Origin of the sequence: Paenalkalicoccus suaedae (assembly GCF_006965545.2) — a bacterium.
Taxonomy (GTDB): domain Bacteria; phylum Bacillota; class Bacilli; order Bacillales; family Salisediminibacteriaceae; genus Paenalkalicoccus; species Paenalkalicoccus suaedae.
The window spans coordinates 2,165,504-2,182,018 of record NZ_CP041372.2; the positions used below are offsets into that span (position 1 = coordinate 2,165,504).

21 protein-coding genes are annotated in these 16,515 nt (G+C 39.9%); 7 read left to right on the top strand and 14 right to left on the bottom strand.

Annotated elements, in window-relative coordinates:
* Positions 1–5: 5 nt before the first annotated feature.
* Complete coding sequence (gene coxB, locus FLK61_RS11450; RefSeq protein ID WP_176009589.1) at positions 6–1,055, bottom strand: cytochrome c oxidase subunit II; 1,050 nt, start codon at positions 1,053–1,055, stop codon at positions 6–8.
* A 32-nt stretch (positions 1,056–1,087) separates the two neighbouring features.
* Positions 1,088–2,017, bottom strand: a complete 930-nt coding sequence (gene cyoE, locus FLK61_RS11455; protein ID WP_176009590.1) for a heme o synthase — start codon at positions 2,015–2,017, stop codon at positions 1,088–1,090.
* Between the two features lie 393 nt (positions 2,018–2,410).
* On the opposite strand from cyoE, the gene FLK61_RS11460 reads away from it, so the two are divergent.
* Positions 2,411–3,310: a COX15/CtaA family protein gene (locus tag FLK61_RS11460; RefSeq protein WP_176009591.1), complete on the top strand. Its 900-nt coding sequence runs from the start codon at positions 2,411–2,413 to the stop codon at positions 3,308–3,310.
* A 26-nt stretch (positions 3,311–3,336) separates the two neighbouring features.
* On the opposite strand, the gene FLK61_RS11465 is transcribed toward FLK61_RS11460, so the two are convergent.
* Together FLK61_RS11465 and FLK61_RS11470 are read right to left on the bottom strand one after the other, a co-directional pair.
* A complete protein-coding gene (locus FLK61_RS11465; protein ID WP_176009592.1) occupies positions 3,337–3,783 on the bottom strand; it encodes a Dps family protein in 447 nt (148 codons plus the stop codon).
* 156 nt (positions 3,784–3,939) lie between these two features.
* Positions 3,940–4,236 (bottom strand): Fpa/YlaN family protein, encoded by a 297-nt coding sequence (locus FLK61_RS11470; protein WP_176009593.1) that lies wholly within the window; start codon positions 4,234–4,236, stop codon positions 3,940–3,942.
* Between the two features lie 148 nt (positions 4,237–4,384).
* Between FLK61_RS11470 and FLK61_RS11475 the strand changes: the two genes are divergently transcribed.
* On the top strand, positions 4,385–4,870 hold the full coding sequence (locus FLK61_RS11475; RefSeq protein ID WP_176009594.1) for a peptidyl-prolyl cis-trans isomerase: 486 nt from the start codon (positions 4,385–4,387) through the stop codon (positions 4,868–4,870).
* 39 nt (positions 4,871–4,909) lie between these two features.
* Here the strand turns inward: FLK61_RS11475 and FLK61_RS11480 are convergent, their stop codons facing one another.
* Positions 4,910–6,223 carry a PhoH family protein gene (locus FLK61_RS11480; protein WP_176009595.1) on the bottom strand — a complete coding sequence of 438 codons (1,314 nt, stop codon included), beginning with the start codon at positions 6,221–6,223 and terminating at the stop codon, positions 4,910–4,912.
* Between the two features lie 85 nt (positions 6,224–6,308).
* On the bottom strand, positions 6,309–6,761 hold the full coding sequence (locus FLK61_RS11485; protein ID WP_176009596.1) for a pyridoxamine 5'-phosphate oxidase family protein: 453 nt from the start codon (positions 6,759–6,761) through the stop codon (positions 6,309–6,311).
* 155 nt (positions 6,762–6,916) lie between these two features.
* Between FLK61_RS11485 and FLK61_RS11490 the strand changes: the two genes are divergently transcribed.
* Positions 6,917–7,120, top strand: a complete 204-nt coding sequence (locus FLK61_RS11490) for a YlaI family protein (RefSeq protein ID WP_176009597.1) — start codon at positions 6,917–6,919, stop codon at positions 7,118–7,120.
* A 54-nt stretch (positions 7,121–7,174) separates the two neighbouring features.
* Here FLK61_RS11490 and FLK61_RS11495 read toward each other — a convergent pair whose 3' ends face one another.
* The gene (locus FLK61_RS11495; protein WP_176009598.1) at positions 7,175–7,519 is read right to left on the bottom strand and encodes a YlaH-like family protein; all 345 of its coding nucleotides are present in this window, start codon (positions 7,517–7,519) and stop codon (positions 7,175–7,177) included.
* A gap of 166 nt (positions 7,520–7,685) precedes the next feature.
* Between FLK61_RS11495 and FLK61_RS11500 the strand changes: the two genes are divergently transcribed.
* Positions 7,686–7,859: a DUF5325 family protein gene (locus FLK61_RS11500; RefSeq protein ID WP_176009599.1), complete on the top strand. Its 174-nt coding sequence runs from the start codon at positions 7,686–7,688 to the stop codon at positions 7,857–7,859.
* A 49-nt stretch (positions 7,860–7,908) separates the two neighbouring features.
* Here the strand turns inward: FLK61_RS11500 and FLK61_RS11505 are convergent, their stop codons facing one another.
* Positions 7,909–8,688 carry an inositol monophosphatase family protein gene (locus FLK61_RS11505; protein ID WP_176009600.1) on the bottom strand — a complete coding sequence of 260 codons (780 nt, stop codon included), beginning with the start codon at positions 8,686–8,688 and terminating at the stop codon, positions 7,909–7,911.
* Positions 8,689–8,927: 239 nt separating this feature from the next.
* A complete protein-coding gene (locus tag FLK61_RS11510; protein WP_176009601.1) occupies positions 8,928–9,116 on the bottom strand; it encodes a hypothetical protein in 189 nt (62 codons plus the stop codon).
* A 228-nt stretch (positions 9,117–9,344) separates the two neighbouring features.
* On the opposite strand from FLK61_RS11510, the gene FLK61_RS11515 reads away from it, so the two are divergent.
* Complete coding sequence (locus tag FLK61_RS11515) at positions 9,345–9,989, top strand: YktB family protein (RefSeq protein WP_176009602.1); 645 nt, start codon at positions 9,345–9,347, stop codon at positions 9,987–9,989.
* A gap of 662 nt (positions 9,990–10,651) precedes the next feature.
* Here the strand turns inward: FLK61_RS11515 and FLK61_RS11520 are convergent.
* Positions 10,652–10,924 carry a UPF0223 family protein gene (locus tag FLK61_RS11520; protein WP_176009603.1) on the bottom strand — a complete coding sequence of 91 codons (273 nt, stop codon included), beginning with the start codon at positions 10,922–10,924 and terminating at the stop codon, positions 10,652–10,654.
* Between the two features lie 112 nt (positions 10,925–11,036).
* Here FLK61_RS11520 and FLK61_RS11525 point away from each other — a divergent pair, with 112 nt between their 5' ends.
* On the top strand, positions 11,037–12,521 hold the full coding sequence (locus FLK61_RS11525; RefSeq protein ID WP_176009604.1) for an aminotransferase class I/II-fold pyridoxal phosphate-dependent enzyme: 1,485 nt from the start codon (positions 11,037–11,039) through the stop codon (positions 12,519–12,521).
* 46 nt (positions 12,522–12,567) lie between these two features.
* Here FLK61_RS11525 and FLK61_RS11530 read toward each other — a convergent pair whose 3' ends face one another.
* The 4 genes from FLK61_RS11530 to FLK61_RS11545 form a co-directional block, all read right to left on the bottom strand.
* A complete protein-coding gene (locus FLK61_RS11530; RefSeq protein WP_176009605.1) occupies positions 12,568–12,867 on the bottom strand; it encodes an SAV0927 family protein in 300 nt (99 codons plus the stop codon).
* Between the two features lie 72 nt (positions 12,868–12,939).
* Positions 12,940–13,377: a hypothetical protein gene (locus tag FLK61_RS11535; protein WP_176009606.1), complete on the bottom strand. Its 438-nt coding sequence runs from the start codon at positions 13,375–13,377 to the stop codon at positions 12,940–12,942.
* Between the two features lie 207 nt (positions 13,378–13,584).
* Entirely contained in the window at positions 13,585–14,697 is a 1,113-nt protein-coding gene (locus tag FLK61_RS11540) for a M23 family metallopeptidase (protein WP_249777586.1), read from the bottom strand.
* Between the two features lie 11 nt (positions 14,698–14,708).
* Positions 14,709–15,608: a polysaccharide deacetylase family protein gene (locus FLK61_RS11545; protein ID WP_176009607.1), complete on the bottom strand. Its 900-nt coding sequence runs from the start codon at positions 15,606–15,608 to the stop codon at positions 14,709–14,711.
* Between the two features lie 205 nt (positions 15,609–15,813).
* Between FLK61_RS11545 and FLK61_RS11550 the strand changes: the two genes are divergently transcribed.
* Positions 15,814–16,251 carry a hypothetical protein gene (locus tag FLK61_RS11550; protein ID WP_176009608.1) on the top strand — a complete coding sequence of 146 codons (438 nt, stop codon included), beginning with the start codon at positions 15,814–15,816 and terminating at the stop codon, positions 16,249–16,251.
* The last annotated feature ends 264 nt before the right edge of the window (positions 16,252–16,515 follow it).

The window sequence follows — 16,515 nt, forward strand, 5'->3', positions numbered from 1 at the left end:
AGCGTTTACTCTAGTATTTGTAGTGTATCGATATACTCAATTAAAGAATCTAACTCTTCCTCAGATAAAGTTGATTCATCGAAAGCAGGCATTTCGTTTCCAGGCTTTAAGCTCTGTGGATCACGGATCCATTCGCGTAGATTTTCATCTGTGTGCTCTAGGAAACCTGCCACAACTTCACGGTCTGCATAGTTTGTGAAGTTAGGACCAACTGCTCCACCTTCATCACCAATTGCGTGACAAGCAATACAGTTAGCTTCAAAGATTTGACGTCCTTCAACAGCTACTTCACCTTGTGGCTCCGTAAATTCAGCTGGAGGTGCCGCCATCGTATCAGCCCAAGTTGTAAATGTAGACTGATCTACTGCAATTACTTTAAAGTCCATTAACCAGTGGGAAGGTCCACAAATTTCTGTACATTTACCGAAGAAAACTCCTTCTTCAGGTGCTTCAAACCAAAGGTCGTTTGTAATACCTGGTACGTTATCTTGCTTACCAACTAGTGCGGGGATCCAGAAGGAGTGAATAACGTCGCTCGCTTCAAGTTCCACAATAATTCGTGTATCTGTTGGAATGTACATTTCTTGCCCAGCATTAATTTCTAACTCTGGGTACTCAAATTCCCACCAGAATTGGTGAGCAGTTGCTCGAATTGTTACATAATCTTCTCCTGGAACTGGCTCCACGCCATCTTCATCTGCTTCAGGAATACTCGTCTCAGCAAGTGTAAACGTATCCATGACGTTCGGTACTGCAAGCATTAATAGAAGAAGGATTGGAATAGTTGTCCAGATAAATTCCAGTGTTCTGTTACCATGAACCTGTTTTGGAATGTGTGTGTCGCCTGGACGCTCTCTAAATTTAATAAGAACGAACAAGTACACAGCAAATACAACCACAATAACAAGAATCATGATGTACAAGCTTAACTGAATTAATGATAATTGCATGTCAGCTACAGGACCCTGCGGGTCAAGTGCGGAAAGATTTTCCACTCCGCATCCTGCTAACAGCAATATGAACGAAAATGGAAGTAGTCGCCATAAGTGCTTCATCTCGTTATAAACCCCTCTTTCTCTCTAACTTTTTAGAACATGTGTACAATAACCATTAGGACAAACATGATCGTTAAATAGTTGATGGAATAAACAAACATACCCGTCGCCCATTCAAGGTCGTCTTTTTTACGATAGCCAACTAGCCCGAGCGCTAACCAGCCTCCGCCGAGTAAAACAGCAGCTACTGTATAAATCATACCAAAGTTAGCCACAAGTAGTGATACTGGAATTAATGCAATGATGTACCAGATAATTTGACGCTTTGTAAGTGCAAAGCCTGCTACTACTGGCAGCATCGGAATTCCAGCTGCTTTATATTCATCTGACCGTCTCATTGCTAATGCAAGGAAATGAGGCGGTTGCCAAATAAACATAATTAAAAACATCGACCAAGCATATGGATGAAGGCCCGGATCAATTGCTGCCCAACCAATTAATGGTGGAACTGCTCCGGCGAAACTTCCTACAATTGTGTTCAACGTTGTTGTACGCTTTGTCCACATCGTGTATAAAACCACATATATGAGGAGACCGATCACGCCTATTAATGCAGCCATTAAGGATGCCGCTGCTAATAGAGCCGTACCTGCTAAAGAAATGGCAAGTCCGTATGCGAGAGTTTGACGACCGGATAATTTACCAGTAACCGTCGGTCTTTCTTTCGTTCTCTCCATTAAATGGTCAATATCACGATCTACAAAGTTATTTAACGCACAGCCCCCTGCAATAATAAAGGCTGATCCTACCAAGGTAAGTAAAGCAGTCAACGCATTGTCTAGAAGCGTCGAACCAGTATAATAAATCGCTAAGTATAAACCTGCAAACGTAGTAATCAAATTGGACATGACAATACCAGTTTTAGAGATTGCTACGTAATCTCGCCAATTCACCGAACTATGCTCTGTTTCGTGAACATTGCTTACTGTATCCGCTGAAGACATTGTGCTCAGTTTACTCATTTCGTTCACCCCCTAATCTAACTATCAATTACATTATCTTTGATTCACTGAATCATTATTTCTTGAAAACGACAACAACTGTCGTCTCAAGCGAAAAGACAATGGTTTGCACCGTTCATTCACATTATAAAGGAAGACTGCTGTATTTTCACCACATTTTTTCAGGTTCCTTTTTACGTCACATATGTTTGTGACAATTATGTGAAATTGAATTATTCTTTCTCAGATTGATTTATATTAATTGTAGGATAGCTAAAAACAGCTCTCCAATAGACCTCACGTTGACAAGTGACCTTGTCATCTCTACACTATTGACGATATGTTTCTTTTTTATACAGAAGCGCCATTTGTTATTCTAATATATTTTTATTCATATAGAAAGCCGGTGAACACATGCATCGATCGTTAAAAATGTTTGGCATTCTGACAACACTTGGAATGCTTTTAGTCATCATTCAAGGAGCACTAGTAACACAAACAGGATCTGGAGACGCCTGCGGACCTGAATGGCCCCTTTGCTTAGGCCAAGTAATCCCAGAAAATCCAGCAATAGAAACAATGATAGAATATACACATAGAGTCGTCTCCGCAGTTCTAGGTCTCATGGTTATCGGCCTTGCGGTTTGGTCCTGGAGAAAGATCGGTCATTTAAGAGAAACAAAACTATTTTCTATTTTGGCCGTTATCTTTATTGTTTTTCAAGGACTTCTTGGAGCAGCTGCAGTAGTTTGGGGGCAATCTGATGCCGTCATGGCGTTACACTTTGGATTCTCTCTTATCTCTTTTGCATCCGTGTTACTCTTAACGTTACTAGCTTTTGAAGATGGAAAACCTGCGAAGCTCACGAAGCCATTTATTAAAAAAAGGGTTCGCAGATATATTTATTTCGTAGTCGCGTTCATTTATTTTGTCGTTTATACAGGTGCTTATGTAAAACATACGAATTCTGGCGGTGCCTGCGCAGGCTGGCCTTTATGTAACGGAGAATTAATTCCTACTCTGACTGGTCCCGCTGCCATTCAGTTCGGTCATAGAGTAGTAGCTGGATTACTATTCTTTATTGTATTGGGGTTATTTATTCAACTGTTAAAGCACCATAGAGACAATAAACCATTATTTTTAAGTGGTCTTTTAACATTTATTTTTATTAGTGCACAGGTCACTAGTGGAGCCATTATTATTTTCTCAGGTTTTAATCTTAATGCGACAATTGCACACGCATTTATCGTTAGTCTATTGTTTGGATCTGCGTGCTATACAGCTCTGATAGCGTCACGATCGGACGCAAAGTAAAAAAAACTGCCCCAAGGGGCAGTTTTTTATTCTCCAACGAACGCTCGAAGCATCCAACGATGTTTTTCAACAGATTGACGAATAGCAATTAGCATATCAGCTGTTGCTTCGTCATCCGCATCATCTTCTAACGTCTCTATATCTCTTTTAAGTTCATCCGAGATAGTGGTGAAATCATCGATTAATGCATGCACCATCTCATCTGATGTTTTTTCTCCATCAGCTTCTTCTATTGTCGCGATTTCTAAATATTGTTTCATCGTTGCCGCTGGTCGACCTTTAAGTGCTAATAATCGCTCTGCTAATTCATCAATATGCTCAGCAGATTCGTTATAGAGCTCCTCAAATTTCTCGTGAAGGGTAAAGAAATGATGACCTTTTACATTCCAGTGATAATTGTGCAACTTAACAAACATAATATTCCAATTCGAAACGTGTCTGTTAAGAATTTCAGAAGTTTGTTTATGTGCCATATGAATCATCTCCTTAAACTATTCATCTTCCTACACCAATCACTATTTCCCTGTTTTCATGCTAATAAACATTTTTCTCTTGTAATCGTGACAAAAATAAAAAGCCAGTCCATTTTTGAAACGGACCAACTTTTCCTTTAGAGAACGTAAACAATCTCACCCATTTGCTTCCTTCGCTCTCATTGTTGCATCATGTAACGCAGATAGTCTACGTTCTAGCTCATTTAGAATAAGCTTCCCATCATCCTCTGAGACAAGCTTGAGTCGAATAGCAAAATCTATCTCTCGTGATAAACCGAACATTTGAGTATCTAAAACCTCTTCATAAAGCGGGCATTGTGGCATAGTCAAATTCGTCATTTGAACTTCGATTAGCTTTACGATCTTATTCGCATCCTCTTTAAGAAGGGCATAAGCTTTTTCACTTTGTTCGGATAGGGTTTCAATTGACATGTGAATCCCTCCTGCTTCTTAACGTGTAGGCACCAAACGAATGATGCGCTCTGTCATTATCTTATCTTTTATGCAACAAAATTGCAACAAATGTCTGTCTACTAGTAAGATAATATCGTATACTAGCCATTGAAAGGGTGTGCATAAAATGATGGTTTCGATTAAAGGTCAAGTTAAGTACCCTGTGTATATTGATCCAGGTACATTAATATTTGATGAACGACGTGTCGACATGGCTACCATTTTCGATGAGAAAGCGGAATCTCCTTCAGATAAAGAATATAGACAGCTTGGAGCCGCATTTGATAGTCAACGTAAGGAAGGTGCAATGCCTCAATCCAACCAGAATATTGTTTCTGTTAGTAGAAGAGATCTTAAAGAAAAGTCTTATGGAATCTCTATCGCTCCGTTTATTCAAAATGCTTCGCCTCTAGAGGAAGCCACAATGGTAAAGCTACTTCTTACAGAGCAACAAGAAGAAAGCTTACCTCTAGATGTTGTTAACAACGGGTTTATAAAATTCTCCGAAAAGGGATCGCCTCTTAAAGACGATGGACCCTTCCACTTTTATTTTGGTGACGGATCGAATAAAGATGCTCCTATTGTAAATGTAACCGGCTTTGAAATTGTATAAGATTACATAAAAAAACAGGAGCCGGTGGCTCCTGTTTTTTTATAAAAGATCAGCAGCCAATTGAGCTAAGCCAGATCGTTCTCCTTTTTCAAGCTTCATGTGTCCAGAAATATCTAAGTGCTTCATTCGTTCCGTTACATATGATAACCCGTTAGTATATTCATCTAAATACGGGTGGTCAATTTGCTTCGGATCTCCCATCAGCACAATTTTACTATTTTCACCCACTCGAGTGATGATCGTTTTTACTTCATGCTTCGTTAAGTTTTGCGCTTCATCAATAATGATAAATTGATCCGGGATGCTTCGACCTCTTATATACGTTAAAGCTTCCACTTGAATCGAATTCATACCTGCTAAAATATCATCTAATTCGCCTGCCCGATTCGTGTTAAATAAAAATTCTAGATTATCATAAATTGGTTGCATCCACGGACGAAGCTTTTCTTCCTTTTCGCCCGGAAGATACCCAAGATCTTTCCCCATCGGAACGACTGGTCGTGCTACTAACAACTTTTTATAGTGCCCCAAATCTTCCGTTAAATATAATCCTGCTGCTAACGAAAGTAAGGTTTTGCCCGTCCCAGCCTTTCCTACTAACGTTACTAAAGGAATATCCTCTCTCGTGAGAAGCTCTAACGCCATTCTCTGTTGAACATTGCGAGGACGAATTCCCCAAACACCTTCCGTATCACTGTGAAACAGCTTAATTGATGCTCCCTTCGCATCGGTCATTGCAATGGCAGAACGGGATCCACTTGAAGCATCTTTAAACACGTAAAAATGATTCGGATGAGTTGGAGTAAGACCTGCTTCTTTAAACGTCAGCATTCTCTCTTTATAAAGTTTATCCATTAAATCTGCGTCAAGCCATTCTTCCTGGTAGCCTTTATATATATGATCGTACTGTGGAACACGATCAGTTAAATAATCTTCTGAATGAATTCCAAACGCATCTGCCTTAATTCGGAGTAAAGCATCTTTACTAACGATAATAACAGCTTGTTTAGATTGTTCTATAATATTTAACGTGATAGCCAAAATACGATTATCATTCGACGGTTCGAGTTGCTGTGCTGCTAACTTGTCAAAAGAACGATGATTCAATTCAACGGTTAACGTTCCATGATTAGGAAGCTCCACTCCTTTATGCAGAGGACCCTCCGTTCTTAGTTGGTCAAGTAAACGAGCTACTTCTCTTGCATTTCGGCCGATCTCATCCATATATCGTTTTTTTGCATCTAATTCCTCTAAAACAACCGCTGGAATAATAACGTGATTATCTTCAAAAGCAAAGATTGATAGAGGATCGTGTAAAAGAACATTCGTGTCTAAGATATACGTTTTTTTCACAGATCAGACCTCCTGAATGATTCAGCATGACAAACTGGTAAGACGACAAAAAGCGGCGCTACTGATATAGTAACACCGCCTCCCTTCACTGTTTTAGTGCGTGCATAACTTGCTTATCAAGTTTTTCAGCGGCTTCTAAATCGTATGTTTTTTCAAACTTAGGCTCAGAAGTTAGTCTTGCCCCATAAAACATGACGTCTCTCACTTCACTCACTGTAAGCTCTACCATACCTAATCGAAGTGAAACATTTTCCATACTGTCTTTCATTACCTTAGCTCGTCCTGACATGGAAAAAGTTGACCCATCAGCAATCACTGTAACGGTAACTAAAGGTTGCTCGCGAATATTAGTGAGGATTCGCGATTTAGAATCTACAGCAAACCTAACTGTTTGTTCATTAATCGCATAAATCCAGGATATAGCATTTACATTTGGACCACCAGTTTCGTGATCCACTGTAGCAATCGTGACATAGCGCTCTTCTTGAAGGCTCGCCACTAATTCTTCGGTTAACATGTTTTCTACACGATTAGCCATCTAATCCCTCCCTCATGTTGCTTAAATGAGCTTTTAGTGGTACATCAATTAATTCTCTTTCTACCTTCATAATTCCTTCTTTTCAAAGAAAATATTCCTCTATTTTCTATGGTATACTAATGGTATCTGAAGGAATAAATTAGAGGTGACCGAATATGCGAGTAAAATGCGTAATATGCGATAAAATTGAGAAGCTTGATAATGAACTCCCATTAGCCAAAAAGCTCCGCAATAGACCTATTCACACGTACATGTGCGAACCCTGTAAGGACCGTATTGAAGTTAAAACACAGGCTAGACAGGCAACTGGGAAATTTAGAAAGCATCATACAGAAGAAACCGAAGATGAATATATTTAATTCCTATGCAAAAAAGCCCCTCTCTAGAAGACATAGAGAAGGGCTTTTTCAGTATTATTCTTCTTCCGCCAATTCTTTTTTATGACGACGAAGCTGGAACTTATAAATCCCTAAGATTAATGCAGCGATAAAGAGCGATTCGATAATTGGAAGCGTCAGAGCAAATAGCGTTATAAAAATATTTCCGAAAAACATTAAGACATAAACAATAACTGTTTGCAAAATTGGAAGTCTACGCGCGAAGCCTAAATTAAATACAAGAATACTAAGCGCGTTTATAATTAAGTAGAGAATAATATAAGCAAATAAAAAATTCGATGGATCCTCTGCACCTAAAAATGTGGCGATAGGTGTCATCTCCGGTGCTGGTGCCGGTTGGGTTGCTGTAGCAAATAACATGGTTGTCACTCCTAGTTTTAAGATCTCTATTAGTTTAGCATACCTTAAAGCCTCTCCTAACATCAATCTCTAATCATCATAAAAAGTGAACACAACGTGAACGGAGTACTTTTCTCGTAAAGCGTTTTCCGTTACACTTAAGGAAGATAAAGGAGGACGTAAACGAATGAAATCATTTGATCCTATTTTCTTTTTACTTGCCGTAGGTGGCACAGTCGGAATGATCGGTCTTGGTATAGCTTTTGCACAAACAAGCGCATTGATGATTATTGGTTTTGCTATTTTAATGTTTGGGAGCATTGGCACTGGATTCGCGCGTAAAAAACGATTGAATAGTTAAGATCACAAAGAAGACCAGCCCTAGATGGAACTAGAGCTGGTCTTTACCATTAATCCTTCGTGATTCCTGACACATCAACAATTGCATCATATATAGATGGATTTGCAGCAAAGAGCGAATCTTTCTCTAAAAAGGTCAACTTCTCTCCTTTTACATTCGTCATCTTACCGCCCACCTCATCTAGTAGAGCCGCTCCTCCAGCAACATCCCAAGGAGCTAGGTGATAGCTGATATAAGCATCTAGTTTACCTGCTGCTACGTATGCCATTTCTAAAGCCGCAACGCCATAAGAACGTGTCCCTCGGACATGCTTCACTACTTCTTCTAATCGTCTATCTTTAAGTAACCAGCCTGTATTAAAACTAACGATTGCTTCATCTAACTTTCTATCAGCATGAGGCAACAATTGATCGCCGTTAAGCGTCGCCCCTTCTCCTTTTACAGAAACAAAGAGATCATCTTTCATCACGTCATACACAATACCAATTAATGGTTTTCCATCTTTGAAGATACCTATTGAAATAGCGAAAAACGATTCCATATGTACGAAATTAATGGTGCCATCAATTGGATCTAAAATCCAAACGATCCCATCTAAATCTTTAATCGATTCGAATGAGCCTTCTTCACCCATGAGTCGGTGCTCTGGATAGGTTTCTTTTAGTTTTTCTAAGAATAACGCTTCTACGCCCTCATCAACGTCCGTTACAAGGTCGTCTTTATTTGATTTTGTATCTACTTCGATAGATTGCTTCATTTTATCTTTAATAAATGTTGCAGCTTCATATACCCATGAAACGGCTGTATCTTTTAACTCAAATTTATTCATAAGGTCAGATCACGTCCTTTAGTATGTATAACCACTTATATCATAGGGATTGATAGGAGTGCAAATGGAGAGTCTTTAGTAATTCAGAAGAAAAGGAGGGAGTAAGGGAGAAAAGCCCATAAAAATCCCCTCATGGAAACGAATGTCTACATGAAGGGGGCAAAGTGAATTTGAACGATGCCACGTCTCTATTTTGCATAAGAGGGAATAAGATTTAGTCCAGTCGATTACCTTCACTTCTATGCCTCCAAGCGGAGCCATTCACTTCGAAGTTCGTTTAGTCGCTTTTTACTTTCAATAACCTGCTTGAACTCATTTGCTTCCATTGCATCGTAAAGAGTTTGTAGTTCATAGTCGATTTCTAGCTTTAATACAGGGATACGACGTTCCCCATCTCTTCTCTTCAGCGTTTGAATGACCTTCTCCATAATTCGCACCCCTTTTCATAAAATTAACTATTTTTTATATTGCTTTATGTTACTTATAAAATAGTTATACATAGAGTATGTTATTTATCTGAAATTTGCAACTATTTCTTGTTGTTATTTTTAATTTTCCACAATTGACTCATTTTCAAACCCGTTTTCGCAGTATTGCTTACTTTCGTTTCCCCCTTCGATTTGCTAAAATAGCCTTTATGAAAGGGGTTTTTGTAAATGACATTTACTGGTTTTACACAGAAAGACTTCGATGTATTTTCTGTAGAAGGTCTAGATGAACGTATGGAGGCACTCAAAGAAGAAGTTCGTCCGAAGCTCGAAGGCTTAGGTGAACACTTCAAAGGGTTCCTAACAGAAGCTACAGGGCAAGATATGTACTATCATGTAGCGAAACATGCGAGACGTAAAGTGAATCCACCAAATGATACGTGGGTTGCTTTTTGCAATAATAATAGAGGGTATAAAAAGCTTCCTCACTTTCAAATCGGGCTATTCGGATCACATGTGTTTGTCTGGTTCGCTGTCATTTATGAATCACCAGTCAAAGGTGAGCTTGGTCAGGCGTTTTTACGTGATCAAGAGGAGATTGCGAAGCAGATACCTACCTCTTTTGTATGGAGCGAGGATCATATGAAGCCTACTGTAATGCCCCACTCTTCTATGGAGCAGGAAGACTTAGAGCGCTTATTTACTCGTCTTTCTACTATCAAAAAAGCGGAGATGCTTTGCGGAATGACGTTTGATTACAATGACCCTATTTTAAAAGATGGCAATGCCTTTATTTCGAAGGTAGAAGACGTCTTTTCGACGTTAATGCCTATGTATAAGTCCAGCATGGCTTTATACGAGCAAACTGTGTAATCATTTTTGGTCCATATGTAAATAAGAGAAGGCTAAGATCGGGGTAATAATCGATCTTAGCCTTTTTTTTGAGTGAGTGAACGGGTGAGTGAAAACTTCGTTGGCGTGAGACGGTCCTATTTGAGATTTCTACGGTTCATGTAGTGTGGATTTTTCGGTTTGCGCAGTTGTTACTCTTTTTCGCGCATTCCGACGTGATTTCTGCGTGGTTGTTGCTTTAACTCGCGCGGTTCGCCCTTCAACTTGCGCGATTTTTTTCACCCTACGCAGTCGCACTCTTTTTTCGCGCAATTCACGCTGACTTTCGCGCGATTAACCCCCTAACTCGCGCAGTTCACCCATCAACTTGCGCGGTTTTTTCCAGCCTAAGCAGTCACACCCTTTTTTCGCGCAATTCACGCTGACTTTCGCGCGATTCACCCTTCAACTCGCGCGGTTCGCGCTTCAACTTGCGCGGTTTTTTTTACCCTACGCAGTCACACCCTTTTTTCGCGCAATTCACGCTGACTTTCGCGCGATTCACCTTTCAACTCGCACGTTTACCCACTCCTGCCCACCACACTCTCCTCACCTCGCATAGGCCCCCACGACACAAAAAAGAAGAACCGCAATCACTCGTCGGCTCTTCCTTTATCATCAGCATGCTAGAACATCCTATATATTTAAAGCTTAATCACCTTATCGTCCGATTTGCGTGCTGCTTGCACGGCATGATAGGAGGATTGTCCAGTCGTTTCTTCATATTCGTTAAATAGCTGTTTCTCTTCTGATTTTGAAGGGACAATTTGTTTGAACCGTCGATACGCTTCTAAGAATTTTTCGCGATCATACCCCTTTGTGTAAACTGCATCAACTGCCTCATAAAAATGAATGACATCGACTATCTCTTCTGTTGACCAATCCATCGATAATGGAAATGGAATATCCTTTGCCATATGTACACCTCTTTACTACTACCCTTCCGGCATAGTTTCTGTTATACTTTCTCTTGTTTAAAGCTTAACAAAGATCGACATATTTGAAAAGTTCAATGAAGAGGTGTAGCAATTGCAAAGGAACAATCAAGAGCGTGCGCCGTTATTCGAAGGATTGGTTGCGCACCGTGATAAAAACCCCCTTCAATTCCATATACCAGGTCATAAAAAAGGACACGGAATGGATCCTGAGTACCGCTCTTTTATAGGGGAAAACGCATTAAGTATTGATTTAATTAACATTGCACCATTAGATGACCTGCACCATCCACAAGGAATCATTCAAGAAGCGCAACATTTAGCTGCCAAAGCTTTTGGTGCAGACCACACCTTCTTTTCTGTCCAAGGAACGAGTGGAGCTATTATTACAATGATTATGACCGTATGTGGTCCTGGCGATAAAATTATCGTCCCACGTAACGTCCATAAGTCAATCATGTCTGCCATCATCTTCTCGGGAGCTACTCCTATTTTTATTCACCCTGTGGTTGATGAAAAGCTCGGGATTTCTCATGGCATCACAGTAGACGCCGTTGATCGAGCGCTCACGGCACATCCGGATGCAAAGGGAGTCCTAGTGATCAACCCAACGTATTTTGGCGTAGCAGCTCATTTAGAGGAGATTGTGAAGGTTGCACACATGTTTGGGGTGCCGGTACTTGTCGATGAGGCTCACGGCGTCCACACACACTTTCATGAAGAGCTTCCGATGTCCGCTATGCAGGCTGGGGCCGACATGGCAGCGACGAGTGTTCATAAATTAGGTGGCTCCCTCACACAAAGTTCTGTTTTAAATGTGCAAGGTAAAATAGTTTCTCCCGAGCGCGTGCAGAGTATTATCAGTATGTTGACAACTACTTCTACGTCCTACATTCTCTTAGCTTCGCTTGATACAGCAAGGAGATATCTCGCAACGGAAGGACACAAGGAATTATCTCGAATTATCAAGCTTTCTAAACAGGCAAGAGCAACAATTGCTGACATTCCAGGACTGTATGCTCCATCAGAAGAATTATTAAACGACGAGGCTATTTATCGAATAGATCCAACGAAGCTTACTATTTCCGTTCGTGACTTAAATATAACTGGTTATGATGCAGAGGTATGGCTTCGGGAGAATAAAAATATCGAGGTAGAACTATCTGATCTTTATAACCTTTTATGTATTGTCACCTTTGGAGATGATGAGTCGACAATGAGTCAGCTAATTGAAGCACTTCAAGACTTATCTAAAGCTCACTTACCTAAAGCTACGTGGTCTGAGTCAGATCATGTTGTTCAAGTGCCTAACATTCCAACATTAGCACTGTCACCTCGAGACGCGTTTTATGCCGAGACAGAGGTAGTCGCCCTTTCAGACTCTGCAGGAAGAATTAGCGCTGAGTTCATGATGGTCTATCCTCCAGGTATTCCAATTTTTATTCCCGGAGAAATCATCGAGGCTGAAAATCTTTCTTATATTGAAAGAAACATTGAAACTGGCTTACCTGTTCAAGGGCCAGAAGATGCTAGTCTTAAAACAATTCGAGTAATTAAAGAGCGCAAGCCATTTATTTAATTAAAAGAAGCAGGTTTTCTCGCAATGAGAAAAGCCTGCTTTTTGATTAACGAACACCTTGCTGACTATCTTCACGCTTCCTCATCACATCCTTTAAAAATAGAATTAAGTGATTAATATCCTCCTCATCCTCTATTTGAAACATTTTTTTCATATTATCCACATCGAATAAACAGTCTGACGATAAAAGTATTTGTTTTCCAGTCCTCATGCAAAACATTAGTACTTTACCAAAAAAGAAGCTTGTATACACCATACAGTAGTCGTGCCGCTCACCTGAGATCTCTACTCCTACAAACTGAACGTCGACCTGCTCCAACTCATTGTAAAGCGCTTTACTCGTCAACGGACTCCCTCCTTTCTATGTAAAATTATACGAAAATTCTGTCTTATTTGCAAACGAAATTAAAAATCGACGCTACAATAGCGTCGATCGCTTTGACTCTATAAAGGTAATTAATTCTTGAGCAAAAATCATGTCCTGCTTAGACATACGATAATCGCTATCTAGTAGTCGGATCGTTACCATATGCTCTAATTGATCCTCATGATAAATTGGTAAAAACAGTACATGCTGACGATCTTTTTTTATATAGGTTACTGCTCTCATTTTAGACGGAGAAACAAATCCCTGTCCAAGCATTTCTTGTTCTTTCGTCATTCCTTTAATTCCAAGTGCGTACACCAGCTCATTCGAACTACCACAATATTTATGAAGAGTTAGCATCGCTTTTTTGCGACTAATTGCAAAAATAGTTTTTAAAATTCGTGCTATAAAATCATCCTGACTTCTTGCATAATCATATGCTAATCCTACTTCAAGTCTCATTTCATCAAGAAAATCTGATTTTCGCATCTAGAACGCACCTACTCTCTTAAAATTTCTTCTCCCCCGAAAAGTTATTTGCGATTATCTTAACATAGACGGACATAAAATCATGTCGTCTTTTGTCATTTCGTATGTCGAAATGCTCCGAATAAGCAAAAATAAGAAAAAAGATAGAAGAAAAAGGCGTTCACAAAAGGTCTTCTCTCCTGTGAACGCCCCATTAATTAGGATATCTTAAAGACCCCATAATGTGTCAATTATGTGCAATGTTTCGTCAAGTGTATAAGGCTCCCAAAAAAGCTCTCCGTAAATAAGTAAATCTTTGTGCAGGTGTAACTCGCTGTCGTCTTGATTAACTGCTCCACTAGTTCCGGAGTTACCAACGAATCCAATAACAGTCTCAGACGTGACAGTGTCACCAACTTCAAATCCTTCAGGAATAGCATCTAAGTGCGCAAAGCGAATCATGACGCCATCCTCATACTGTACCCAGACCTGCATGCCACGAAGTCGATCAAAAATGTAACTAGGTGTAAACCCTAATTCTGCTGCTTCCGCTAAGTCTTCATTACGCACTTCAGGGGATGGGTATTCTTCGTAGTCGTTATCAATTCGGACGATAACACCATCCGCCATAGCTAATACAGGTGTATCGCGGTTAATCGTTACTTCTACTCCCGACGAAAAATCGTACCAATCAATCCCTTCATGAAACCCGTTACGATAATCTCTAGGGGCTCCTGGTAAGTGAGATTCGATTGTACTAACAGTTGCACCCTCAATAGGCGTTTGTAAAAAAGATAGGTAGTCAATCATCTCTTCAGGTGTGGTTTCGTCTAAAACGATCCGATCCTGATCTTCGCTCTCCCATACTTCTCTATCCTCGGCAGCTATAGCGAACGACACTTGATCCGCTTCTTCCTCCACAGAAAGCTCTAATACATCTGTTAAGAAGGCAGTTGTTAGATAAACCTCTCCATTATCGTCCTCTTCAAAATAAACGGAATCAAGAGGCAGATAGATATCATTCGCTTCCACAACCGGCACCTCATAAATAAATTCATAGGTTTGATTGTCTAGTTGTACTGTTAAGACCTTGTTAATTTCATCATAGGTATAGTCACCATCTAATTCGTTCATCAAGGAAGCGACAGGGATGAAGGACTCTCCATTCATGTCTGTTACAGGTAGTATGGAGATATCCTCGTCAGTAGAATTGTTATCACTCGGGATAGATTCTTCGTTATTTGTCTCTGCTGTGTCATTCGTCTCTACTTGATCATTTGCATTGCTACACGCAGCAAGTAGTAGTACTGATAGTAAAGCAAGATTCATTTTCATTCTCATGCACGCGCTCCTTATTCCAATTCCTTCGGATCGACAAATTCGTAGCCTTTTTCTCTTAAGCCTTCTGCAATTGCAGGCAATGCTTCTAGGGTGAATTCCCGATCATGCATAAGCAGATTTGCTCCATTGCGTAAAAGCTCCGTTTCGACCATAATCTCTCCTAATGCTTCCGTTTCCATATATTCAGGGGTAAAATCATAGCCATATGTCCAGTTCATGCTTTGCATCCCCTCGGCTTCAACTACCTCTTCTGATTTATCTGAGTTAGCTCCAAATGGTGCACGGAAAAACCTAGGACGTTCTCCAATAATATCTTCGATTTCATTATTAAGTTGAACAATTTCTTCTTCTACTTGCTCATCCGATATATCTCGCAAATTAGGGTGCGACATCGTATGATTCCCAATTTCGAATCCAAGATCATAAATAGCCTGTAATTCTTGTTTACCTTCGTCAGACTGGATAAAGTGTCCGTTCACAAAAAAGATCGCTGGAACTTCTAATTCACTTAACACCTCAGCCATTTCTACTCCATAATTATCTGGCGCATCATCGATTGTAAGTAGCACTACCTCAGCTGGTGCGTCGTCTATTGGTGCAACCGTGTGATCCGTTTGAAGGCTATAGCGAGTCTCCGCCTCTTCTTCGACTTGATCTTCCATCTCTACCTCGTTACCCTCATTTTCGACATTCGTTTCTGAAGCGGCCGTATCATTATCCACTTCATCTACGTCATTTTGTTCGTTATGTACACCTTCTTCTTCATTTTGAGGCTCGTTCACGTTCGTGTTGTTGCTCGTTGTATTATTTTGATTTACTTCAGTCGCTTCGTTACTTCCCTGCTCATTTTCTGCGTTTGAGCAACCAACCGCAAGAAGTACGACACTCGATATCATCATTATTTTTTTCATAACTGTACATCCCCTCTTCCAAGCATTCTGTTCGATTCTAACACATAAACTGACAAAATAGATACTAATAAGACAATGACCGTAACGTGTAAAAGGATCGAATAATCATTTCAATTACATAACAAATGTATGACATGGACCTACCTTCTGGCCATTTTATGGTAGGATATAACTAATCATCTTGCAAAAGAGAGGAGAATCTGCCTTGAAAGTGTTAGGTATCATTAGTTTAATTGTCGCTTTCTTCCCAAGCTGCTTATCTCAAAGTGTCGAATCAAAGCATGCTTATTTGTTCTCGGCAGAAAATCAAGAGAAGATTATTACAGTTGTTATTACTAGTACAAGTCAAAGTGAAAGCACGGATTATCCATATTACGACGCGTTAATAGACTTTCAACAATCTCATCCTGGCATGCTCACTGATATATATTTTGTTACAGAAGATGACACTGCCTTAATTGATTATTTTGGAGTCAGTGATGTACCCGCAATGTTGTTTGTTGAAAATGGCAATGCCTCTATTGTATTAGAAGGTGATAAAGATTACCAAACGGTATCAAACGAGCTTCAGGCAGTCATCCAAGACGAATCAATAGTAGAAGAAGAAACACCAATGCCTATATCAACGAAACCGAAATCATAATTGATTGCTATAATATAGTTGAAAGAGCTGGGACAAATCCGATTATTTTGTCCCAGCTTTTTTAATGTATGTAGAGTGGTTCATTCGACACGAGTGGCGATTAGTAGATTCTTTGCTTATGTATAAGAAGTTTGGCTTTGATTATCCGCTTTTACTCTCTAATTATCCGGAAAAGTGCTTCGATTATCCGCTTTTGCTCTCTCATTATCCGGAAAAGTGCTTCGATTATCCACTTTTGCTCTCTCATTATCCGGAAAGGTGCTT